Source organism: Arthrobacter globiformis (assembly GCF_030815865.1).
GTDB lineage: Bacteria > Actinomycetota > Actinomycetes > Actinomycetales > Micrococcaceae > Arthrobacter > Arthrobacter globiformis_B.
Genome location: NZ_JAUSXI010000001.1, coordinates 1,031,495 through 1,054,899, shown reverse-complemented (window position 1 = coordinate 1,054,899; position 23,405 = coordinate 1,031,495). Strand labels below are relative to the sequence as shown.

Annotated in this window: 18 protein-coding genes and 1 pseudogene; 11 read left to right on the top strand and 8 right to left on the bottom strand. The window is 66.9% G+C overall.

Going from position 1 to position 23,405, the window contains the following annotated elements:
• Position 1 precedes the first annotated feature (1 nt).
• Both QFZ33_RS04915 and QFZ33_RS04910 read right to left on the bottom strand, forming a co-directional pair.
• Positions 2-454: a hypothetical protein gene (locus QFZ33_RS04915; protein ID WP_307025379.1), complete on the bottom strand. Its 453-nt coding sequence runs from the start codon at positions 452-454 to the stop codon at positions 2-4.
• A complete protein-coding gene (locus QFZ33_RS04910) occupies positions 451-3,609 on the bottom strand; it encodes an efflux RND transporter permease subunit (RefSeq protein ID WP_307025377.1) in 3,159 nt (1,052 codons plus the stop codon). Before QFZ33_RS04910 ends, QFZ33_RS04915 begins: the two co-directional genes overlap by 4 nt.
• 484 nt (positions 3,610-4,093) lie before the next feature.
• Here QFZ33_RS04910 and QFZ33_RS04905 point away from each other — a divergent pair, with 484 nt between their 5' ends.
• From QFZ33_RS04905 to QFZ33_RS04890, 4 genes are all read left to right on the top strand, one after another.
• The gene (locus tag QFZ33_RS04905) at positions 4,094-4,768 is read left to right on the top strand and encodes a DUF4232 domain-containing protein (RefSeq protein WP_307025376.1); all 675 of its coding nucleotides are present in this window, start codon (positions 4,094-4,096) and stop codon (positions 4,766-4,768) included.
• 159 nt (positions 4,769-4,927) lie between these two features.
• Positions 4,928-6,418 carry an FAD-dependent oxidoreductase gene (locus QFZ33_RS04900; protein WP_307025374.1) on the top strand — a complete coding sequence of 497 codons (1,491 nt, stop codon included), beginning with the start codon at positions 4,928-4,930 and terminating at the stop codon, positions 6,416-6,418.
• Between the two features lie 52 nt (positions 6,419-6,470).
• Positions 6,471-11,558 carry an Lhr family ATP-dependent helicase gene (locus QFZ33_RS04895; protein ID WP_307025371.1) on the top strand — a complete coding sequence of 1,696 codons (5,088 nt, stop codon included), beginning with the start codon at positions 6,471-6,473 and terminating at the stop codon, positions 11,556-11,558.
• Positions 11,551-12,483 carry an Fpg/Nei family DNA glycosylase gene (locus QFZ33_RS04890; protein ID WP_307025369.1) on the top strand — a complete coding sequence of 311 codons (933 nt, stop codon included), beginning with the start codon at positions 11,551-11,553 and terminating at the stop codon, positions 12,481-12,483. Before QFZ33_RS04895 ends, QFZ33_RS04890 begins: the two co-directional genes overlap by 8 nt.
• Before the next feature lie 46 nt (positions 12,484-12,529).
• On the opposite strand, the gene yczE is transcribed toward QFZ33_RS04890, so the two are convergent.
• A complete protein-coding gene (gene yczE / locus QFZ33_RS04885; protein ID WP_307025367.1) occupies positions 12,530-13,213 on the bottom strand; it encodes a membrane protein YczE in 684 nt (227 codons plus the stop codon).
• A 60-nt stretch (positions 13,214-13,273) separates the two neighbouring features.
• On the opposite strand from yczE, the gene yczR reads away from it, so the two are divergent.
• Positions 13,274-14,752 (top strand): MocR-like transcription factor YczR, encoded by a 1,479-nt coding sequence (gene yczR, locus QFZ33_RS04880; RefSeq protein WP_307025366.1) that lies wholly within the window; start codon positions 13,274-13,276, stop codon positions 14,750-14,752.
• A 25-nt stretch (positions 14,753-14,777) separates the two neighbouring features.
• On the opposite strand, the gene QFZ33_RS04875 is transcribed toward yczR, so the two are convergent.
• The 3 genes and pseudogenes from QFZ33_RS04875 to QFZ33_RS04865 form a co-directional block, all read right to left on the bottom strand.
• A complete protein-coding gene (locus QFZ33_RS04875) occupies positions 14,778-15,470 on the bottom strand; it encodes an SRPBCC domain-containing protein (protein WP_307025364.1) in 693 nt (230 codons plus the stop codon).
• Positions 15,463-16,069 (bottom strand): annotated as a pseudogene (locus QFZ33_RS04870) (ArsR/SmtB family transcription factor). Before QFZ33_RS04870 ends, QFZ33_RS04875 begins: the two are co-directional and overlap by 8 nt.
• A gap of 1 nt (position 16,070) precedes the next feature.
• Complete coding sequence (locus QFZ33_RS04865) at positions 16,071-16,442, bottom strand: integrase core domain-containing protein (protein ID WP_307025363.1); 372 nt, start codon at positions 16,440-16,442, stop codon at positions 16,071-16,073.
• 17 nt (positions 16,443-16,459) lie between these two features.
• Here QFZ33_RS04865 and QFZ33_RS04860 point away from each other — a divergent pair, with 17 nt between their 5' ends.
• Positions 16,460-17,413, top strand: coding sequence for an RluA family pseudouridine synthase (locus tag QFZ33_RS04860; protein WP_307031665.1), 954 nt, complete (start codon positions 16,460-16,462; stop codon positions 17,411-17,413).
• Positions 17,414-17,429: 16 nt separating this feature from the next.
• Here the strand turns inward: QFZ33_RS04860 and QFZ33_RS04855 are convergent, their stop codons facing one another.
• Positions 17,430-17,969 carry an O-acetyl-ADP-ribose deacetylase gene (locus QFZ33_RS04855; protein ID WP_307025361.1) on the bottom strand — a complete coding sequence of 180 codons (540 nt, stop codon included), beginning with the start codon at positions 17,967-17,969 and terminating at the stop codon, positions 17,430-17,432.
• A 150-nt stretch (positions 17,970-18,119) separates the two neighbouring features.
• Between QFZ33_RS04855 and QFZ33_RS04850 the strand changes: the two genes are divergently transcribed.
• Complete coding sequence (locus tag QFZ33_RS04850) at positions 18,120-18,749, top strand: DedA family protein (protein ID WP_307025359.1); 630 nt, start codon at positions 18,120-18,122, stop codon at positions 18,747-18,749.
• A 3-nt stretch (positions 18,750-18,752) separates the two neighbouring features.
• On the opposite strand, the gene QFZ33_RS04845 is transcribed toward QFZ33_RS04850, so the two are convergent.
• Positions 18,753-19,058, bottom strand: a complete 306-nt coding sequence (locus tag QFZ33_RS04845; protein WP_307025358.1) for a hypothetical protein — start codon at positions 19,056-19,058, stop codon at positions 18,753-18,755.
• A 172-nt stretch (positions 19,059-19,230) separates the two neighbouring features.
• On the opposite strand from QFZ33_RS04845, the gene QFZ33_RS04840 reads away from it, so the two are divergent.
• Genes QFZ33_RS04840 through QFZ33_RS04825 form a run of 4 tightly spaced genes read left to right on the top strand, consistent with a single transcriptional unit; the run spans position 19,231 to position 23,404 of the window.
• Positions 19,231-19,560 (top strand): hydrogenase maturation nickel metallochaperone HypA/HybF, encoded by a 330-nt coding sequence (locus tag QFZ33_RS04840; RefSeq protein ID WP_307025356.1) that lies wholly within the window; start codon positions 19,231-19,233, stop codon positions 19,558-19,560.
• A 3-nt stretch (positions 19,561-19,563) separates the two neighbouring features.
• Positions 19,564-20,493 (top strand): hydrogenase nickel incorporation protein HypB, encoded by a 930-nt coding sequence (gene hypB / locus QFZ33_RS04835; protein ID WP_307025354.1) that lies wholly within the window; start codon positions 19,564-19,566, stop codon positions 20,491-20,493.
• Positions 20,494-20,523: 30 nt separating this feature from the next.
• Positions 20,524-21,582, top strand: a complete 1,059-nt coding sequence (locus QFZ33_RS04830; RefSeq protein ID WP_307025352.1) for a hydrogenase expression protein HypE — start codon at positions 20,524-20,526, stop codon at positions 21,580-21,582.
• A 28-nt stretch (positions 21,583-21,610) separates the two neighbouring features.
• Positions 21,611-23,404, top strand: coding sequence for a nickel-dependent hydrogenase large subunit (locus QFZ33_RS04825; protein ID WP_307025350.1), 1,794 nt, complete (start codon positions 21,611-21,613; stop codon positions 23,402-23,404).
• The last annotated feature ends 1 nt before the right edge of the window (position 23,405 follow it).

Genomic DNA, 23,405 nt, shown 5'->3' with positions numbered 1-23,405 from the left:
GTCAGTGACCCTTTGTGCCGAATTCGGCACCGAACAGTTCCGCGGCACCAACGGTGACAACATCGGTTCCTGCAGCCGGACCGGACTGGAGCTGCACCTTGTTGTCGGCGATCTTGTCCACCGTCACCGCGGCCCGGATGTAGGTCCGCGGCTCGGGATTGGTGTAGACCCAGGTCTTTCCGTTGGCGTCATAGACCAGTGAACCGTAGGGCACCTGCAGCGGACTGCCTTCACCCTTGGTCACCTTGACCGTGGTCACTCCCAGCCTTTCCACTGCCTTGTCTGTCAGCGTCAGTTTGTTCAGATCCGGGCCGGCCTTCTCCATGGTGGACGCTGCCTGCCCGGCGGGTGCCGCGGTGGTTTTCACCGTGGCACATCCGGAGAGGCCAATCGACGCTGCGCAGACCAGCACCAGAACAGAACGCCAGCCCCCAAAATCACTATTGCTTTTCATGACAAATCCGACCTCTCTGCCAGAACCGGTCCGTTGTTGATCACCAATGAGCTCCCCCAGTCCTTGTTGGTGCGTGGACCAATGCGGAGGAAGAGGATCGGCAGAATAAATAGGGTCAGCAGGGCAGTGGTAATAAGCCCGCCCCACACAACCAGCGCCAGCGGAAGGAGCATGCCTCCGCCGACCGGCCCGCCGAGCAGCACCAGCGGCACCAGTGCCAGTCCGGTGATCACGGTGGTCAGAACAGTTGGCAGAAGCCGCTCTCCGGCCGCCTGCCGCATGAGATGTGCCGGCGAATCCGACGGGGCACGGGACTGCAGTGATTGATAGGTTCCCATCAGCATGACCACGTCCCTGATTGCCAAGGCGAGCACCGCCGCCAGGGCCACCAGCACGTACACGGAGCCGAAACCGCCGGCCAGGCCGGCGGCGAGGATTCCGCCGGACAGTGCAACCGGAAGCAGCAGGAAGACGAGCCCTGCGAGCCGCCAGTTGCCGAGGACCGTCAGCAGCAGGACCAGGATGCCGGCTGCCGCCGCCAGGGCGAGCCACCAGATGAACGCACCGGCGGCCTGCTTTTCGGCGTACTGCGGCGGGATCTCAGCGTGATACTCCACCGGGAACTGCATTCCCTTGATGGCCGCCTGGATATCCTGCGTGACGTCGCCGAGGTTGCGGCCCTGGATGTTCGCCACGACGTCAATTCGCCTTGAGGTGTCGTCATGATGGATCACTGACTGATTCGGGCGGAGAGTGACCTTGGCCACGTCACCCAGCCGAACCTGTCCGCCTTCTGGCTTGTCAACCATCATGTCGGTCACGCTGGTCAGGCTGTTGCGGGTGGATTCCGTGCCCTTGACGATCACCTGGAACACTTTTTGCTGCTCGAACAGGTACCCGACCTCGATGCCCTGCAGGACGGTGGCAGCCGCCCGCCTTATATCGCCCGGCTTGATGCCTTGCTTCTGCGCCTTGGCGAGGTCAACCTCGATTTCCGCAACAGGCTGGTCTACCGTGACATCCACCTGCGGCTCAACCACGCCGTCCGTACGCGACAGGATCCCCCGGATTTCGTCCGCTTTCTGGCGGAGGATGTCCAGGTCCACGCCGTAAACGCGCACCCTGAACTGGCGATTGTCGATTTCGCTGGCTGCAGCAAGCTGCTGCTCCGGGTAGGTGGTCACCTTCGCTGTCAGGCCGGGATACCCCTCGACGATCTCGCGCACTTCGGAGCGCACGCTGCTGATGTTGGCGCCGTCCTCCATGGTCACCCAGAGCTCGCCGGCATTGACGTCAGAGGAGGTATCTGAGGTGATGGCACGTCCAACGTGGCCGCCCACAGAGGAGACTCCACCGATTCCGCTCAGCTCTTCGCTGGCGTTGGTCATTACCCTGTTCATCACATCAGCCCCTGTACTCGCCGCCGCCTCCCATTCGACGAGGAGGGTGCGGTCGGGAACAGCGGCCACAACAGGAAGTTCCTGCGTAGCGGCCGGAACGATGGCAAGTGCGGCGATGGCCGTTGCAGCCGCCGCTAGTGCGAACACTGTGGCCACCGCTCCGGTAAAGGCCCGCGCCGAGCGCTCGTAGCCGAGCCGGGCCTTGCGGACCACCGCAAGGCTGCGCCGTGGCCGCGTGTGACCCCGCAGCAGCAGGCTCGCCAAGGCCGGCGTCACCGTCAGGGCCACGAGCATCGCCACGGCGGTGGCCAACAGGTAGGACAGCACCAGGGGCGTCAGGAACGCACCCTCCACACCCGGGACAAACAGCGCCGGGGCGAGGGCAAGCAGAGCGGTGAGTCCGGCGAACAGGACAGGCACGCGGGACCGCTGCAGCCCGTGGGCAAGCAGGGCTTCGCGTGACACCCGGTCATCGGCCGATTCCCGCCGGAAGCTGTGCAGGTCGGTGATGACATCGCCGATGACAACGAGGAGGGCAAGGACCAGGCCCGCGAACGCCATGACATTAAGGACCGCTCCCTGGAACTGCAGCACCAGCGCCGCAGCCATGGCCGCCACGGAAATGGCGACGAAGGCCAGCAGGGCGTACCGCCAGGACCGGAATGCGATGCCGATCAGCGCCGTAACCAGCAGGAGGCTGACCAGCAGGGCAAGGCCCAGACTGCCAACGGCGGACTCAACGAATGACGCCGGCCGGAATATGCTGGAGTCGACGGTGATGCCGGAAAGGCCCGGTCGTAACCCGTCCAGCACCGCCTCAACGCCCTGTGTCACGTCCGCAACACTCGTGTCCGGAAACTTTTCGATGACCAGCAGCAGGCCCGGCGTCTTGCCGGTGACAGCGTCGCCGATCAGGGGCTGGTGGTCTTCGCTCAGGGTGGTCACGTCGGCCAGCGTCAGCGTCTTGTCCGATGCTCCTTCAACGCTGACCTTGCCGAGGTCTGCCGGTGTCCGGATCGGAAGCACGTGCTGGATGCCGATGCGCTGGTTGGCGGACTCGAGGAAGCCGCCTGTACCCGGGGTTGATGCTTCCAGGAAGCTCAACGGTGACACCCACACCGCATTGCCGGCGGTCTCAACCACCTGGCTAAGGGTGACGTTTTTCGCGCGGAGCTGCTTCGGGTCCACCTGCACCTGCAGCTGCTGTTCGCGCTGGCCGTAGATGGAGACGTTTGCCACGCCCGGGACACCCATGAGCGCCGGCTTGACATCCCAGCGGGCCAGGACGGACATGTCGATTTGCGACACGTCCTGTGAGGACATTTGCACCATCATGACGCGGCTCGTCGAGGAGAGCGGCTGCATCAGTATCGGCGGAGATGACACGTTGGGCAGCGCGAAGGCCTGCGTCAGCCGCTCTGCAACGAGCTGCCGGGCGCGGAGGACATCGGTGCCAGGCTCAAAAACCATCTCAATCGAAGAGAGGCCCGGGACTGACTTCGAACGAATTTCGTCGAGCCAGGCAACCCCGTTCAGCAGGTCGGCCTCCATAGGGGAGGTAATGAGCTGTTCGACCTCCACGGCGGACAGGCCCAGTGCCTCGGTTTGGATCTCCACATGTGGCGGAGAGAATTCTGGAAGATTATCCACTGGCATTGACGGCAGGGTTGTTAATCCGAACCCCAGAATGCCGGCAGCAGCGGCTAAAACAATCAATCGAAACTTAAGACTCCAGCGGACAAGCCAACCGGTCATAACCTCAGCCCCCATCGTTATTGGCTTCGGCGGCGTTGCCGGAAGCCAATGACTGATGCGCCTATTCAGGAACGTCCGCAGCGGCGTTGCCGCGGACGAGTGCCGAGCTGTCTCCCCGCAACCCTGCGCATCCCCGTTGCCGGGGGACACTTCTGGCCACGTGAGTGATGATGGATCGCGGCCAGACTACGAGCAATGTTTCCTTGCCGGAATTTCCTTGCGGGGAGTGGATTCCTACAAGGTAAAGACAAGCGAGACCAAGATCAGTTTGGCACACCGAAAACTGCAGATCAACGCAACTTCGGCCTCAGAATTAGGTAATTCTGCGCTACCGAGCTGGTTTATCGTTGCATCACCATCGGCGGGAGCCCTCGCGGACCGAATGGACGAAGCCTGCTCCGGAGATGTCACAATCCGGGCATCAAATCAGAGTCCCCGCCGCGCCTTCGTTGACTCCGGCAAGAACGCCCGCAATGTTAGAGCCATGAGGCCTCAGCGAATCACCAATGGACTGATATGCACGACGGCGGCTGCCACCCTGGCGTTGCTGCTCGCCGCTTGCGGACCAAGCCAGCCCTCCACCCAGGGGACAACCGAACCGGCCACCGGCTCAACCACCCCGAGCCCGCAGGCAGCCCCCGCAACTTCCCCACCGCCGTCGCCCTCTGCTTCGCCTGCCCAATCCCAGCCGGCTTCGCCAACTTCGACTTCAGCGGCACCGCAGTCCACCGCCGCCGGCGCTCAACTGTGCAAGGCCTCGGGACTGAAAGCCACCACGGATGCCACGGGCGGAGGTGCCGCCGGCAGCGTCTATATGGAGCTGATCCTCACCAACATCGGCGAGGCCTCCTGCCACCTTAAGGGGTTCGCTGGCGTGTCCCTAACAACCGGACCGAACGGGCAGCCGATCGGGGCCCCGGCCCAGCGCGACACCTCCGTCGCCGTCAAGGACGTCCTCCTGGCCCCCGGGAAGTCAGGGACCGCGGTGCTCCGCTACACGCAGGCGGGGAACTACCCGGACTGCACCAAGACCGCTGCCGCCGGATTCCGGATCTATCCGCCGGAGGACACGGCATCGCTGTTCGTGCCCCGGCCCTCGGATGCCTGCAGCAACGCCTCCATTGAGCTCCTGAGCATCGAGGCATTCCAGGCCCGCTAAAGCAATGTTTGCCCGAAGCAACCTGCCCTGTTCCAAGCCTGTTCCGGCTCCAACTCCGTAAGTACACTTACGATTACGTCGGGGTCCCCGCTGTTAGCGCCGGGCCTGCTGCGGGAACGCCCCGCGACAAAGACGCAGGCCAAAGGCAGGTTGAGACACGTGACGTCACTCTGGTTGGACCGCACCGACACTTTCACCAGCGACCCATTCACCCCCGACGAGTCCTATGACACCGTAGTGGTGGGCGCCGGTCTGACCGGCCTGACCACAGCCCTGTTGCTGTCCCGCTCGGGACAGAACGTACTTGTCCTGGAAGCGCGCGGCCTGGGCGCCGTGGCCACCGGCAACACCACGGCCAAGGTCACCCTGCTGCAGGGCACAGTGCTGTCATCCCTCCGGCAGCACTACACCCAGAAGGTGGTGGATGCCTACGTATCGGGCAACCGCGAGGGGCAGGCATGGCTGCTGCGGTACCTGGAGCAGCGCGGCGTGCCGTTCCAGGTGCGCGACGCCTACACGTACGCCGCTACCCAGCAGGGCACGGAGGCAGTGCGGGCGGAGCTCACGGCGGCCCTCGCCGCCGATCTGGAGGTGGACTACGTCCGGGATGCGGGCTTGCCGTTCCCTATCCGGGGAGCCGTGCTACTTCGCGGGCAGGCCCAGATCAACCCCATGGATGTGCTCACCTCGCTGGCAGAGGACGTCCGGAGCCACGGCGGCAGGATCGTCACAGGTGTTCGGGTGCGGAACGTCACCGGCGCGGGGCCGTCAACCGTCCATGCTGACCGCGGATCGGTCCAGGCCGACTCGGTGGTGCTGGCCACGGGCAGCCCCATCCTGAACCGCGGCCTGTATTTCGCCAAGCTCAAGCCCAACCGCTCCTATGCAGCAGCCATGGAGCTCGCAGGAAACGGGACGCCGCCGGAGGGCATGTACATTTCCGTGGAACAGCCCGTGCGCTCCATCCGGGACTACCCGGCGGACGGCCGGAATCTGCTGCTGGTAGGCGGCAACGGGCACCCGGTGGGAAAGGCCCGCTCAGAGAAGGAACATCTGGAGAACGTCCTGTCGTGGGCACGGCAGCATTTCCCCGGTGCCACTGTCACCCACACCTGGTCCGCGCAGGATTACCAGGCCACCAACCTCATGCCGTTCTTCGGCAAACTCCCCCGCGGCCGCGGCCGCATCTTCTTCGGCACCGGCTACAACAAGTGGGGCATGACCAACGCAGTGGCCGCGGCCCTGGGCATCGCCGCGGACATCCTCGGAGGCCAACTGCCGTGGGCCAACACCATCCACCGCAGGATGACATCACCTCCGGGCGCGGCCTCGGCCGTGACCCTCAACGCGGGGGTGGCCGCCACATTGGCCAAGGACTGGGGCAGACTGCAAAAGCTTCCACCCTCGGACGGCACCGTGCCCGCAGAGGGCACGGGCACCGTGGCGATGCGCGAACGGAAGCCAGTGGCCACCTCCACCGTCAACGGAACGACGTGCAGCCTGTCCGCGGTCTGCACGCACCTGGGCGGAATCCTGCACTGGAACGACAACGAAATGTCCTGGGACTGCCCGCTGCACGGCTCCCGCTTCAGCAGCGACGGCCAGGTCCTGGAAGGGCCGGCCACCCGCGACCTTCCTCCGGCTGGGTAAGGGCATACCTGATGCTTCTGTTGGTGTCGGTGCCGTGAGGCATGATGGAGGCATGCAGTCGCAGGAGCCCGCCGGCACGTCCACCGGCACGTCCGCCGGGGACTCCATGGGTCAGTTCAGCCGGCCCACCAGGGAGTGGTTCCTCGGTGCGTTTTCCGAGCCCACCCCCGCCCAGCAGGGCGCTTGGAACGCGATTTCATCCGGTTCACATGCCCTTGTTGTTGCGCCCACCGGCTCAGGTAAAACCCTGGCCGCATTCCTCTGGGCCCTGGACAGGCTCCTGGTGTCCGGGTCGGCTGCACCCGCCGCTGCTGTGCCCGACGCCGGGGTGCTGCCCGGCCTCGAAGAACCGCCGTCCGGCGCCAAGACCAAACAGTCCCGGGCACGGAAGCCCAAGCGGAAAACCCGCGTACTGTATATCTCCCCGCTCAAGGCGCTTGGCGTCGACGTCGAACGCAACCTCCGCTCCCCGCTTATCGGCATCACACAGACGGCCAAGCGGCTGGACCTGCCGGCTCCCCTGATCACCGTGGGAGTCCGGTCCGGCGACACCCCCGCCTCGGACCGCCGTGCCCTGCTCAGCAACCCGCCGGACATCCTGATCACCACCCCCGAGTCCCTCTTCCTGATGCTCACGTCCAGGGCCCGGGAAACACTCAGCGAAGTGGATACTGTCATCGTGGACGAAGTCCACGCCGTGGCCGGCACCAAGCGGGGGGCGCATCTTGCCGTGTCGCTGGAGCGGCTGGACGCCCTGCTGCCTGCGCCGGCGCAGCGGATCGGGCTCTCCGCCACGGTCGAGCCGCGGGAACTGGTGGCGCAGTTCCTGGCCGGTTCCGCCCCGGTGGAGATCGTGGCCCCGCCCTCGCGGAAGAACTGGGACCTCACGGTGTCCGTCCCCGTGGAGGACATGTCCGATCTGCAGGGCGCCGCCGGAGCCTTCGACTCCGGGCCGGCCTCCGGCCTGCAGCCGCAGGCCTCGATCTGGCCGCATGTGGAGGAAAAGATCGTGGACCTGGTGCTGGCTAACCAGTCCACCATCGTCTTTGCCAACTCGCGCCGGCTGGCGGAACGCCTGACCGCACGGCTCAACGAGATCCATGCGGAACGCCAGCTCCTGAGAGTGGGCGGAGGCTGGGATGACCCCGCCCCACCCGCGCCCGGAGGCGTCCCGGCGTCGACCGCCACGCCTGCCCACATTATGGCGCAGGCAGGAAGCACCGCGGGGGCAGAGCCGCTGCTGGCCCGTGCGCACCACGGCTCAGTGTCCAAGGACCAGCGTGCCCTGATCGAGGACGACCTCAAATCCGGCCGGCTGCGCTGCGTCGTGGCCACGTCCTCACTGGAGCTCGGCATCGACATGGGCGCCGTGGACCTCGTGGTGCAGGTCGAGTCACCGCCCTCGGTGGCCAGCGGGCTGCAGCGGGTGGGCCGCGCCGGGCACCAGGTTGGCGAAATCTCCCAGGGCTACCTGTTCCCCAAGCACCGCGCCGACCTGGTGCACACGGCCATCACCGTTGAGCGCATGCTGGACGGCAAGATCGAGCGGCTGAGCGTGCCAGCCAATCCCCTCGACATCCTGGCCCAGCAGACCGTCGCGGCCACCGCCCTGGGCAGCATCGACGTGGAGGAGTGGTTCTCCACCGTCCGCCGCTCAGCCCCCTTCGCCACCCTCCCCCGGTCCGCGTTCGAGGCCACACTGGACCTGCTGGCCGGGCGCTACCCATCGGATGAATTCGCCGAGCTCCGGCCCCGGATCGTCTGGGACCGCAACGCCGGGACCATCGAGGGCCGGCCGGGCGCCCAACGGCTGGCCGTCACGTCCGGCGGAACGATCCCGGACCGCGGACTGTTCGGCGTCTACATCATCGGCACGGAGACCGAAGGATCGGCCTCCCCCGCTGGGGCGGGCGACGGCAAGGCTTCGGGCACGGCCCCCGCCAAGGGAGGCCGGCGGGTCGGCGAGCTTGACGAGGAAATGGTCTACGAATCCCGCGTGGGTGACATCTTTGCGCTGGGCGCCACCAGCTGGAAGATCGAGGACATCACGCACGACCGCGTGCTCGTCTCTCCGGCCTTCGGCCAGCCCGGCAAGCTGCCCTTCTGGAAAGGCGACTCGCTGGGACGCCCGGTGGACCTGGGCCGCGCCCTTGGCGCGTTCGTCCGCGAACTGTCAGCGTCCGACGTCGGCCCTGCCACCGAACGCTGCAAGGCCAGCGGCCTTGACGACTTCGCCGCGAACAACCTCCTGCAGTACCTGTCCGAACAGAAGCTGGCCACCGAGGTGGTCCCGAGCGACACCACCCTCGTGGTGGAACGCTTCCACGACGAACTCGGCGACTGGCGGGTCATTCTGCACAGCCCGTTCGGCATGCCGGTCCATGCGCCGTGGGCCCTGGCCGTGGGCCAGCGGCTGCACCAGCGGTACGGCCTGGACGGGTCCGCCATGGCCGCCGACGACGGCATCGTGCTCCGCGTGCCCATGATGGAGGATGAACCTCCCGGCGCCGAACTGTTCCTGTTCGACCCCGAGGAGTTGGAGCAGATTGTCACCGCCGAGGTGGGCGGCAGTGCCCTGTTCGCCTCCCGCTTCCGCGAGTGTGCCGCGCGTGCCCTGCTGCTGCCCCGGCAGACGCCCGGCAAGCGGCAGCCGCTGTGGCAGCAACGCCAGCGGTCCGCCCAGCTGCTGGACGTCGCCCGGAAATACCCGTCGTTCCCGATCGTGCTGGAAACCGTCCGCGAATGCCTGCAGGATGTGTACGACCTGCCCGCACTGAAGGACATCGCCGCCTCGGTTGAACGGCGCGAGCTCCGGATCGTCCAGACCACCACCCAGCAGCCGTCCCCGTTCGCCAAGTCCCTGCTGTTCGGCTACGTGGCGCAGTTCCTCTACGAAGGCGATTCCCCGCTCGCCGAACGCCGGGCTGCCGCGCTGGCGCTCGACTCCACGCTGCTCAATGAACTCCTGGGGCGCGTGGAACTGCGCGAGCTCCTGGACGCCAGGGTCATCGACGCCACCGAACGCGAGCTGCAGCGCCTTGCCCCGGACCGGAAAGTCCGCGGCGTCGAGGGCGTGGCCGATCTTCTCCGGCTGCTCGGTCCCCTGGACCCCGGGGAAGTTGCGGCCCGGCTCACCCCGCTGGTTGAGCCGGCCGAAACCAAGGCCCCGCTGGTTGAGCCTGCCGAAACCAAGGCCCCGCTGGTTGAGCCCGTGGAAACCAAGCAGCCCGAAGCCACCGTTGCCGAAGCCGCCGCCCACCTCGCGGCCCTCCAGCGTGCCAACCGGGCCATAAAGGTGACCATCGCCGGCGTCGAACGCTTCGCCGCAGTGGAAGACGCGGCCAGGCTTCGCGACGCCATCGGTGTACCTCTTCCTATGGGCGTTCCGCTTGCCTTCATCGAGCCGGTGGCGGACCCGCTGGGCGATCTCGTCTCGCGCTATGCCCGCACCCACGGTCCGTTCACTGCCACCGAAGCCGCGGCCAGGCTGGGACTCGGTGCCGCCGTCGTCGGAACTGCCCTGAAGCGGCTGGCGGCCGACGGCCGGGTGGTGGAAGGCGAGTTCCGTCCCCATGCGGAGGTGGCTGCCGGCGAGCGCCCGGCAGCCGCAGTGTCCGATTCCGGTTCCGGCCTTGACCCAGTCGCGGAAGCGGCGGCGGCGTCCGCCGTTGCCTCAGCGGCTGTGGCCCTGGCCGGAAGCGAATGGTGTGACGCCGAGGTCCTCCGCAAGCTCCGGCGCCGTTCACTCGCGGCGCTCCGGGCCGAGGTGGAGCCAGTGGACATCAGTGCCTACGGCCGGTTCCTGCCGGCCTGGCAACACGTCCGCGCTCCGGGCACGGGACGGGGGCAGCCGGCCCTGCGCGGACTCGATGGCATCATCACCGCGGTGGACCAGCTCTCAGGCGTGCCCATACCCGCCTCCGCCTGGGAACCGCTGGTGCTCGCCAGCCGGGTGTCCAACTACCAGCCCGCCATGCTGGACGAACTCATGGCCGCCGGGGAGGTCCTCTGGTCAGGTGCCGGCTCGCTTCCGGGCAACGACGGCTGGATCAGCCTGCACCTGGCGGATTCGGTGGAACTCACGCTGAACCCTGCCCCCGAGTTCGAACCGGGCGACGCCCAGCGGCGGCTGCTGGACCACCTGCAGGCTAACGGAGGAGGCTACTTTTTCCGGCAGCTGACGGACATTGCCGGCGGCATGGACGCGGTACTGGGAGACCACGACGTCGTGTCCGCGATCTGGGATCTCGCCTGGGCCGGACGGGTCACCGGGGACACGTTCGCCCCGGTCCGGTCCCTGATCGCCGGCGGGCACACGGCCCACCGGCAGGTTGCGCGCGCACCGCGGGCCAGGGCGCCGCGCCTCAGCCGGCTCGGACGGTCGCACGGGACCGGGCTGCTCGGCTCCCCGGGACTGTCCGGCGGACGCTACGGCTCGGCTGGCGGCGCGGTCCCCACCCCGCCGCTCGCGGCCGGGCGCTGGTCTGCGCTTCCCACACCCGAGCTCGATCCCACCATCCACGCCCGCGCCACGGCGGAGTTGCTGCTCGACAGGTACGGCGTGGTCACCCGTGGATCCGTCATGGCCGAGAACATCCTGGGCGGATTCGGGCTCATGTACAAGGTCCTGGCCCGGCTGGAGGAGGCCGGACGGTGCAGGCGGGGGTACTTCATCGAACATCTGGGTGCCGCCCAGTTCGCCGTGCCCGCTACAGTCGACCGGTTGCGTTCGTACACCGAGGACGCCCAGCTGGCCAAACCGGAACCCGTGGCACTGGCCCTGGCGGCAACAGATCCGGCCAACCCCTACGGCGCGGCCCTGTCGTGGCCTGCCGGCAACGTCGAAGCCGGCAGCGGGCACCGCCCGGGGCGGAAGGCGGGTGCACTCGTGGTACTGGTCGACGGCGCGCTGGTGCTGTACGTCGAACGCGGAGGCAAGACGCTGCTCGTCTTCACGGAAGACGAATTCGTCCTCGCCGCCGCGGCCGGCGCCCTCGTGGACGTGGTGAAACGCGGTGCCGTGGACAAGCTCGTCATGGAAAAGGTCAACGGCCACGGTATCCTCGACACCCCTGCGGCATCGGCGCTGACGGCCGCCGGCGCCTATTCCACACCGAAGGGGCTGAGGATCCGTGCCTGAAGGCGACTCCGTCTGGCGCGCCGCCAGCCAGCTGCACGCGGCCCTCGCCGGCCAGAAACTTCTCGCGTCCGATTTCCGCGTGCCCCGCTTCGCCACCCTGAGCCTGGCGGGCTGGACCATGGAGGAGGTGGTCCCCCGCGGCAAGCACCTGCTGATGCGGCTGGTGGGACCGGCCCAGGAGCGTCTGACCATCCACTCGCACCTGAAGATGGAGGGCAGCTGGCAGGTCTACCCGCCCGGGGGCAGGTGGCGGAAGCCGGGATTCACGGCCCGGTGCGTGCTCCGCACGGCCGTTGCTGACGCCGTCGGATTTTCCCTGGGCCTGCTTGAGGTGATCAAGACCAGCGAAGAGGACAAGGCTGTGGGTTTCCTGGGCCCCGACCTGCTGGGCCCGGACTGGGACCCGGCCGAGGCCGAGCGCCGCGTGGCGGCCAGGCCCGACGTGCCGGTGGGCGTGGCGCTGCTGGACCAGAGCAACCTCGCGGGCATCGGGAACATCTACCGCTGCGAGGTGTGCTTCCTGGCCGGCATCCACCCGGCATCACCGGCGGCCGCGGTGAAGGACTGGCCCGCGATGTTTGCCGACGCCAAGCAGCTGCTCGAGGCGAACCTCGGACCGGGCCGCCGGACCACCGTGCTCAACGCCCGCGGAACTCCGGTGGGCCGTGCCGCCGGCCGTCCGGGCTACTGGGTGTACCGCCGTGAGCACCAGCCGTGCCTGCGCTGCCGGACCCCCATCCGCCACGGCGTGCTGGGCAAGAGTGTGCCGGGCAGAAGCGGTGCAGGAACCGGGGTGGCGGGCAGCCCCGGCAGCGCGACCACTGCTGTCACGGAAGAACGTGACATCTACTTCTGCCCGACCTGCCAGCCCTTATTGGGCACCACCGGTTTGGGCACCTCCGGTTTGGGCATCACCGACGCCTGACGGCCACAGGAAACGGTTCAGGAAAGCGGGCGCAGGAAAGCAGAGGTCAGGACACGGCCAACGGCGCCTCGGACTGGTCCTCGCGGTTGTCGGACTTTGAATCGATAGGCGATGCGGCAGTCTGGCCGGCGGCCGGAATCCCTGCCGGTTCCCGGGCCGGAACCAGGAAGTACGGCAGCAGGAGCTGAACCAGCGGGCCGATCGCCAGCGCATAAACCACAGTGCCCACTCCGACAGAGCCGCCGAGGAGCCAGCCTACGCCGAGCACCACCACCTCGATCAGGGTCCGGGACAGGCGCACGGACCAGCCAGTGCGTTTAGCCAGGCCCGTCATGAGCCCGTCCCGGGCTCCGGGGCCGAAGCGGGCGCCGATGTAGCACGCGGAGGCGATGCCGTTGAGCATCACTGCACCGCCCAGCAGCGCGATCTGGCCGCCGAGGTGCGAGAACGCGGGGATCAGGGCGAGCCCGACGTCGGCGAAGACCCCCACGAGGACGGCATTGCAGAGCGTGCCGAAGCCCGGTCGCTGCCGCAGCGGGATCCACAGCAGGAGCACCAGGAAACTGACGATGATGACCACCGCGCCGATGCTCAGGCCCGTCTTGCCGGCAACACCCTGATGGAACACGTCCCAGGGGTCCAGCCCGAGTCCGGCCCGGATGAACAGGGCCAGCGAGATGCCGTACATGGCGAGGCCGGTGAAGAGCTGTGCGAGTCTGCGCGTCATCATTGAACCATCCTGAGGCACAACTGGCCTTGTTTTCCATGGCCAGTTTGAAATACTGGCCTCATGTCCGGATCCCTCACGCCCACTGCCCTCTCCCGTCTCCTGGGCCAGTGGCACCGAGGCAACGCTCCCGCCTACCGCGAGCTGGCCGACGTCGTACGCCTTTTGGTTCTTGACGGACGCATCCCGCTTGGCACCGCGCTGCCCAGCGAACGGACACTGTCCGCCACCCTGGCCGTCAGCCGCACCACGGTGACGGCGGCGTACGCGAGCCTGCGCGAACAGGGGTTCCTGAGCAGCGGCCAGGGCACGCGAGGCCGCACATGCCTGCCGCGGACGGCCTACACGGCAGGGCAGCGGGACTCCCGCGCGGGCCTGTCGGGGGCGCCGGGCCTGGCTGTTCCCGACGGCGTCATCGACCTCGCGTACGCATCGCTCCCGGCCAGCGGCGAAGCGGTCCACCAGGCCTTCGCCGCTGCCCTCACGGAACTGCCTGCCCTGCTGCCCGGCTTCGGCTACGACGCCGTGGGCGTGCCGGCGCTGCGGGAGGCGATTGCCGGCCACTATGCCGACGCCGGTGTACCCACCACGGCCGGGCAGATTCTGGTGACGTCCGGCGCGCAGCATGCGCTTAACATCGTGCTGCGGGCGCTGGTCGGCAAGCAGGACAAGGTCCTCGTGGAGCAGCCGACCTACCCGAACGCGCTCGACGCCATCCGAGCCACGGGCTGCCGCATCGTGCCCGTGCCTCTTCCGCCTACGCCGGAGCGGGGCTGGGACCTGGACTCGGTCGAGTCTGCCCTGATGCAGCAGCGCCCCCGCGTGGCCTACACGGTCCCGGATTTCCACAACCCCACCGGCCGGCTGATGCCTGACTCACAGCGCCGCCGGCTGGTCCGCGCCGCCGCGGCATCAGGCACTGTCCTGGTGGTGGATGAGACGCTCCGTGCGCTGAATCTCGACGGCGGTACAACGGCTCCGCTGGCTTCCTTCAGTTCGTCCGTGGTGTCCATAGGATCGCTGAGCAAATCGCATTGGGCGGGCATGCGCACGGGCTGGATTCGCGCGTCAGAGAGCCTGATTCAGCGGTTCGCGGCTGTCCGGACCACGATGGATCTGGGCGGTCCTGTGGTGGAGCAGCTTGCGGCGGCCCATCTGGTGCGCAACCTGGCCGATCCCCTGCCGGCCCGCCTGTCCGCGCTCCGGGAGAACCGCTCCGCGCTGTTGGAGCTACTCAAGGTCCATCTGCCGCGGTGGGAGGCGGAACGGCCTGACGGCGGTCTGGCCGTCTGGTGCCGGCTGCCGTCGCCCAGCAGCACGGCCCTGACCGTCATCGCCCCGGAACTCGGCATCCGCCTCGCTGCCGGTCCGCGCTTCGGCGTGGGCGGGGTGTTCGAGAACTTCCTTCGCATTCCGTTCACGCTGCCGCAGGAGCAGCTGGAGACGGCAGTCCTCGCGCTGCGTGCCGCCCAGGACAGGCTCGACGCCGCCCCGCAGCTGCGGCGCTCACTCAGGGACTCCCCCGCCGCCGCCATCGCCTGAGTTCCGGCTCGGCGTGCTCGCGGGCCTAGACGTAGACCTTTTCGAGGAACGCGCCCCAGGCGCTGGCAGTCGCCCCGGAATCCCTGCTGCCGCCGAAGTCGTGGACCGTCATGCCCACGGGCGCACCGAACGCATTGCGGCCAAAGAAACGGTAGAGGGTGTCTCCGGTCCGCAGGCCCAGGAAGTTCTCGATGGAGAAGTCCACCTGTCCCGAAAGCCGCCCGACGCCGTCGACCTCCACCTCAAAAGTGTCCCCCTGCGCCGCAGTGTCCACGTCGAGCGCCTTCTTGAGCTGCAAAAAGCCGTCCGGCGTCTGCGAAGCGGCAGGTCCCTGGATATCCGTGAAAACCACGGGCTGGCCATCGAAGTGCTTCAGGTACTGGCCCAGCGTGTGGAGGTAGAACTCCGTATGCTTGCGGGCGCCGTCGTACTGCTGGTCCCAGTTGTCCGCGAAGATGCCGCTGTGGACATAGTGGAGCCGGGCCCGCCCGCCGTCGAGCGGCTCCAGTACGTGCTCCAGCTGGTTGTACCAGCCGTCCGGGCCGTCCATGCGCGAGACCAGGTGGTGCGGATACTCCTCCACGGTCTTCACGTCCGGCCACTGGTCCGTTGGAAACATCCAGCCCGGAGTCCCTTTGGTTACGGCCTCCCAGACGCGTTCCGGGGCGCCCGGCAGCTCGGTGTCAAAAACAATCTCGAATTTCCGGTCGTCAGTCATTGTTCTGCTCCTTGGCTGGGATGGTCTTTGTTGTTCCGTTTGTTTCCGGCTTGAGTGCCGGATGAAGCGCGACGACGAGCCGATGCTTCCGTCCGCCGGCACCGCTGTGGTGGTACTTGTCCACGAGCCCGGTGACGGCCACGCCCAGGTCTTCGGCGAAGGCGGCCCGGTCCGCGGCGGTACGAAAGGTGAATCTCGCCGTCGATCGCGAACGTGGCGAGTTTCTGCCGTGCGGCAGCAACGCCGGCGATGAGTTTCCCCATTTCCTGGACCATGCGGCCGGCGAGCGCCAGCAGCCAGAAGGCCGAAAAACGGTCCGCGAAACGGTGCGGATCCGGCGCCACCGACTGCAGCGCCACCGGGGAGATGAGGTAGGAGGCGGCTGAGGCCCGCAGCACGCGTTCGGTGACGTTGCCCTTGCGGCGCTCCTCCACCAGTTCGACGAGGCCGTGCCGCTCCAGCGCCTTGAGGTGGTAGTTCACCTTCTGCCGCGGCAGCCCCACCTTCGCGGCGAGCTGCGTGGCCGACCCCGGCTCCGCCAGCTCCTGGAGGTCGCCGTTTCGACGGTTCCCTGCGCGTCCGACGTGGCGGCTGTATATATCAAGCTGTTTGTGACAGCCGGGTGGTTTCTTTGTGGTTGATTCCTGCGACGGGAGGGATTCCCGGTGCAGTGGGCTTGCGGCGGTATCTGTGCGGGTTGCGGGCGTAGCAGGCATCGAGGGTTTTTTGTCGCTGCCTGCGCGCCTGCTCGATCAGTCCGTGATGGACGGTGTCGGGCGTGTAGTAGTTCAGTCCGCTGTGCCGGTGATTGGCGTTGTAGTTCGTGAAGAATGCCGCCATGTAGCCGCGGGCGTGGTGCAGGTCCTGGAAGCGTCCGGGGAAGTCCAGATCGTACTTGACGGTCTTGAACAGGGATTCCGAATATGGGTTGTCATCAGAGACCCGGGGCCGGGAGTAGGACAGCGGGCGCAAAGTAGAATGGACCGGTGATGCAATCCCCCCTTCCCGTGCGCGACGGCGTGAATGCGACCCGGCTGCGCCTCCCGGACGAGGGCCCCTGGGACACCGCAATGGACTACATGATGCACCGCTGGGGGCACATCGACCCCCAGGGCATCGAGGACCGGTTCGACGCCGGCGAGATTGTGGGCGAGGGTGGCATCCCCCTGCACCGCGGCACCAGGCTGGAAGACCACACCTTCATCTGGTACTACCGAACGCTCCCGCCGGAAACCCGGCTGCCTGTAGAGCTGAACATCCTGCACCAGGACGAGCACATCCTGGTGGTAGACAAACCGCACTTCCTGCCCACCACCCCAGGCGGCACGTACATCCAGGAATCGGCGCTGGTCCGGCTCCGCAACCAGCTGGACCTCCCTGACCTGATCCCGATGCACCGCCTAGACCGCATGACGGCGGGCATCCTCCTGCTCTCCACCAACCCCGAGACGCGGGGGAAGTACCAGGTGCTGTTCGAGAAGCGCCAGGTCCAGAAGGAATACGAGTGCGTGTCCGCTGCCGAACCGGCTGCCGGGCATCCCGCCGTCGACTTCCCGGTGGTGGTCCGCAACCGGATGACGAAGTCCCGCAGCTACCTTCTGGCGGAGGTCATCGACGGCGAGCCAAATGCGGAGACGCGGATCGACCTGCTGCGGAGGTTCGACGGTGCCGACGCCGGTGGCCATGCAGCTGCCGGAGCAGGACGCCTTGGCCTCTACCGGCTCGAACCGCACTCAGGGAAAACCCATCAGCTCCGCGTGCACATGGCTTCTCTGGGGCTGGGCATCATGCACGATTCGTTCTACCCCGAACTGCTGGACAAGGCACCCGACGACTACACCAAGCCGCTCCAGCTGCTGGCACGCGGCATCCGGTTCGTGGACCCCGTCACGCAGGAACCCGTCGAGTACCGAAGCCGACTCCAACTCAGCGAAGTCCGATAGCCAGGTCGAAAATCCGCTAGGCAGCACCTTCAAGGACATTCCGGAAGGCCGCCACGGTTTCCGGGCCAAAGAGCACGAACTCCACCAGCTCGACGCCTTGCTCGCCGCCTTCGGCAGAGCGAGCGGCATACGATCGGACGGCGTCAAACGCCACCTGCGCCACCTGGCGGGCGTCCCAGCCATAGACCCCCGCGCCTACTGCGGGAAAGGCCAGCGACCGGACACCCAGGCCCTCGGCAACCCGCAGGCTCTCGGTAAAACAGGACGCGAGCAGCCCCGGATTGGTCTGCCCCGCGTGGCGGTTGGGCCCGACGGTGTGGATGACCCAGCGCGCCGGCAGCCCGAATCCGGGGGTGGCCACGGCAGCGCCCACCGGCAGCCCGTCCTGGAGCGTCGTTGCCCGCAGCTCGCGGCAGGCCGCCAGCAGTTCCGGCCCGGCGGCCCGGTGGATCGCCCCGTCCACGCCGCCGCCGCCCAGCAGCGAAGAGTTGGCGGCATTTACCACCGCGTCCACCGGCCGTCCGGTGATGTCACCCTCAACGATCTCTATACGCATGCAGCCAGTGTGGCATTGTGAACCGGCCAGGGCGTAGGCGTCCGCCACGCGTAGGAGTTTCGCCGGGTGCCGGAGTTCCGCCGGCTGTCGGAGTTCTGCCGTGGCTGTCCACCCGGCGCGTTGCCGTTCCGTGTGCGGTACGTTGTGCAAATGGACTTCGGCAATCCGGACACGTGGAGCACGGCGATCTACTTCTGGATCATTCCGGCTGTCCTCGGTGATGCCATTTTTCCGCCCATCCCATCCGAGATGGTCCTGATCACGGGCGGTGCCCTGTCCGCCGAGGGCCGGGCAAACCTGTTCCTGGTGGGCCTCCTGTCCGCCATCGCGTCGTGGCTGGGCGACGTGGTGGTGTTCCAGCTGTTCAAGCGCCGGCTGAGCCACATCCTGGACCGCTGGACATGGGGCCAGAAAATCCACCGCGGCATCCACGCTGCAATCGCCAAGGCCGGCCGGTCCTCCACCTACGGCACCATCATCGGAGCCCGGTTCATCCCGGGCGGCCGGCTCGCGACGTCCGCGGCAGCCGGCATCGCCGACGTGTCCACCCCGGGCTTCAACCTGTGCGCCGGGCTGGGAGGGATGCTGTGGGCAACGTGGCTCGTGGGCCTCGGCTACTTCACGGGCTCCGCCACGGGGCTGCCCTTCTGGGCGAGTTCGTTGATCGGTGTGGCCGTGGGCCTGGTGATCGGCGCCGTCGTGGGCTTGATCGTGACACGCCGGCGCGGCGACCGCTCCCCCGTGGACGAACCCGGCGGCCCCGCCGGGCCGCCCGGCTGAGCCCTAAACGGGCGCCCAGCGGCCGCGGTTGCGGCGGAGCACGGAAAGCGAGCCTGTCAGCGCAACGCGTTCGACGGCGTCGCGCATCACGGCTGCCGACTCCCGCGCCGCGCTGTTCTCTCTGTTGTATTCGGTGGCCTCCACGAGGAACCGCAGGTTTAGCTGCGGCACGCCGCCGGCCAGTTCCAGCTGATTCGACTCCACATGGTGCCGCGACCCCAGCGACTCAACAGCGGTGTCCATCACGGCTTCGGGAGGGTTGCCCGGCTTCAGCCCGGTTATCTTAAGTCTGGTCTGGAAGGACGGCATCCTCCCACCCTAGCGCCGGGCGCAAAAGACCCAGCGCGAACGGACACGCAACGCCCAAAATCCTGCTCCGCAGGGCATTAACTGCCCGTTCGCGCCCCGGAACTGCGGGCCCTAGATTGGATGGTTGCGTTTTGACGGGGGCGAGCCTATCTTGGCAGGAAGGAGTGCCGCCATGCACGAACTCTCTATCACGCAGGGCCTTGTTTATGCCGTTCTGGACCGCACAGGCGAACGGCCGGTTACTGCGGTCAACCTGAGGATCGGTCCCCTTTCGGGCGTACTGGCTGATGCCGTGCGCTTTTGTTTTGACGTGGCAACGGCCGGCACTCCGTTGGCCGGCGCGCGGCTGCAGATTGATGAGCCGCAGGGCCGGGGACGGTGCCGCAGCTGCCAGGACGAATTCACCCTGAGCGATCTCATCCTGCTGTGCCCTTGCGGAAGCGCGGACGTCGAAGTCCTCAGCGGCCGCGAACTCATGCTGATGTCCGTGGAGGTGGCATAGGAAATGTGTACAACGTGCGGTTGCGGCGACGAGGCCGGCACCCGCATTTCAAACCTCGCAGGGGAACTGCAAACATCCAGGCAGGGGCACCTGCACAGCCACACTGATGAGCACGGACGCACGTACACGCATGAGCACTCCCACGGGCACGCCAAGTCCCACGAGGACACCGACGTCAACGGGCACGCCGACGGGCACCACCATGCGGCACAGGGCACAGAAACCATCGTGCTCGAGCAGAACCTGCTGGCCAAGAACGACCTGCTGGCCGCCACGAACCGCGGCTGGCTTGCCGGCCGGGGGGTGCGCGCCTTCAACATCATGAGTTCACCGGGTGCCGGCAAGACCACTCTCCTGGTCCGCACGCTGACGGAACTCGGCGGGCGCCTGGACGCAGGTGTTATCGAAGGGGACCAGGAGACCTCCCTCGACGCGGACCGGATCCGCGCCACGGGGCGCCCCGTCATCCAGATCAACACCGGAGCCGGCTGCCATCTCGACGCCGACATGCTGCGGCACGGCCTTGATGCGCTGTCCCCGGAGTCGGGCTCCACGGTCTTCATTGAAAATGTGGGTAACCTCGTCTGCCCCGCGCTTTTTGACCTCGGCGAAACGGCCAAGGTAGTGATCGTCTCGGTAACGGAAGGTGATGACAAACCCCAGAAATACCCGCACATGTTCATGGCAGCCGACCTCGTGATCGTCAACAAGTCGGACCTGCTCCCCTACGTCGACTTCGACGTCGACGAGTGCCTGCGCCGCATCCGGCAGATCAATCCGCGGGCCGAATTCCTCACGCTGTCCGCCGCCACCGGCGAAGGCCTCGCCGCCTGGTACGGCTGGCTCGACGGCGCCACCTCCCAAGCGGCGGCGCCAACCTCCGGGACTGCCCGGTCAGTTCCTTTGACCGGCGCCCTGACAAAAGCACACTGAGCCCCAGCAGGGGCACTGAAAGAGGCAACGATGCCTACGGAAACTTCCCTCAAGGCCGAAGAAGCCCTCATCCACGTGCTGTGGATCAACGCAGGGCTCAGTTGTGACGGCGACTCGGTCGCCCTGACCGCGGCCACCCAGCCGAGCGTCGAGGAAATCGCCCTCGGGGCGCTGCCCGGCCTGCCGAAGATCGCCATGCACTGGCCACTGATCGACTTTGAATGCGGCCCGCAGGAAGGGGCCGACGATTTCCTGGAATGGTTCCGCAAGGCGGACCGGGGCGAACTTGAACCGTTCGTGCTGGTGGTCGAGGGATCCATTCCCAACGAGAAACTCCATGACCCCGGCGGCTACTGGTGCGGGTTCGGCAACGACCTCGAGACCGGCCAGCCCATCACCACCAGCGAGTGGCTGGACCGGCTGGCACCAAAGGCCACCGCGATCATCGCCGCCGGAACCTGCGCAACCTACGGCGGCATCCACGCCATGGCCGGCAACCCGACCGGCGCCATGGGCGTGCCGGATTACCTTGGCTATGACTGGAAGTCCAAGGCCGGCATTCCCATAGTGTGCGTGCCCGGATGCCCGATCCAGCCTGACAACCTCTCTGAAACCATGACGTACCTGCTCTACCAGGCCACCGGCCAGGCACCGATGATTCCGCTGGATGAGGCACTGCGACCCACGTGGCTGTTCGGCAAGACGGTCCACGAGGGCTGCGACCGGGCCGGCTACTACGAGCAGGGCGACTTCGCCACCGAGTACGGCTCCCCCAAGTGCATCGTCAAGCTCGGCTGCTGGGGTCCCGTGGTGAAGTGCAACGTGCCTAAGCGCGGCTGGATGAACGGCATCGGCGGCTGCCCCAACGTCGGCGGCATCTGCATCGGCTGCACCATGCCGGGCTTCCCGGACAAGTTCATGCCCTTCATGGATGAACCTCCCGGCGGCAAGTTCTCCACCAGCACAATCCGTCCCTACGGCTCCGCCATCCGGACCCTGCGGGGCATCACCACGCACACCCTGGACCAGGAGCCCAAGTGGCGCCGGCCCGGACCCGAGCTCCTCACCGGGGCCCGGCGCACCTGGTAACCCATCCAATTCCAGACAGGCGAAGACAATGACGTCCACAATTCCCATGGGCTCCGGAAGCGGAACGGGTAACACGAACCTGGTGGAGATGAACTGGGACCCCATCACCAGGATCGTCGGCAGCCTCGGCATCTACACCAAGATCGACTTCGAGAATAACCAGGTCGTGGAATGCAAGAGCACGTCCTCGATCTTCCGCGGCTACTCCATCTTCATGAAAGGCAAGGACCCGAGGGACGCCCACTTCATCACCAGCCGTATCTGCGGGATCTGCGGCGACAACCACGCCACGTGCTCCTGCTATACGCAAAACATGGCCTACGGCGTCAAGCCCCCGAACCTGGGCGAATGGATCGTCAACATGGGCGAAGCCGCCGAGTACATGTTCGACCACAACATCTTCCAGGAAAACCTGGTGGGCGTGGACTACTGCGAAAAGATGGTCTCCGAGACCAACCCCGGCGTCCTGGCCAAGGCGGAGAACACCAGGGCGCCGCACGAGGCCGACCACGGCTACCGGACCATCGCCGACATCATGCGCTCGCTGAATCCCTTCACCGGCGAGTTCTACCGTGAAGCGCTGCAGGTCAGCCGGCTCACCCGTGAGATGTTCTGCCTTATGGAGGGCCGCCACGTGCACCCCTCCACCCTCTATCCGGGCGGCGTGGGAACAGTGGCCACCATCCAGCTGATGACTGACTACCTCACCCGGCTCATGCGCTACGTCGAATTCATGAAGAAGGTCGTCCCCATGCACGACGACCTGTTCGATTTCTTCTACGAGGCGCTGCCGGGCTACGAGCAGGTGGGGCTGCGGCGCACGCTGCTGGGCTGCTGGGGATCGCTGCAGGACCCGGACTACTGCAACTTCGAGTACAAGGACATGACCGAGTGGGGCCGGAAGATGTTCGTCACGCCCGGCGTTGTGGTGGACGGCAAGCTGGTCACCACGGACCTGGTGCGGATCAACCTGGGCATCCGGATCATGCTCGGCTCCTCCTACTACGAGGACTGGGAAGACCAGGAAATGTTCGTGACCCATGATCCGCTGGGCAATCCGGTGGACCGGCGCCACCCCTGGAACCAGCACACGAATCCCAGGCCGCAGAAGCGCGACCTCGCGGAAAAGTACAGCTGGGTCATGTCGCCGCGCTGGTTTGACGGCCAGGACAACCTGGCACTGGACACCGGTGGCGGCCCGTTGGCACGGCTCTGGTCCACGGCGCTCGCCGGACTCGTGGACATCGGTTACATCAAGGCCACCGGCCGGAGCGTCCAAATCAACCTGCCCAAGACCGCGCTGAAGGGGCCTGTGTCCTTCGAGTGGAACATTCCGCAGTGGAGCAACACGCTCGAACGCAACCGCGCCCGCACCTACTTCCAGGCCTACGCTGCAGCCGCCGCGCTGCATTTCGCGGAAAAGGCCCTGGAGGAAATCCGGGCCGGCCGCACCAAGACGTGGGAAACCTTCGAGGTCCCCGACGAAGGCATCGGCTGCGGCTTCACCGAGGCGGTCCGCGGTGTCCTGTCCCACCACATGGTGATCCGCGACGGCAAGATCGCCAACTACCACCCCTACCCGCCCACCCCCTGGAATGCCAGCCCCACCGACTCCAACGGCGTGACCGGCCCCTATGAGGACGCGGTCCAGGGGCAGCCGATCTTCGAGGAGAACGACCGCGAGCACTTCAAGGGCATCGACATCATGCGCACCGTCCGCAGCTTCGACCCCTGCCTGCCGTGCGGCGTCCACATGTACCTGGGCAACGGGCAGACGCTGGACATGCTGCACTCCCCCACCCAGACCCTGACCGGCGAGTAGG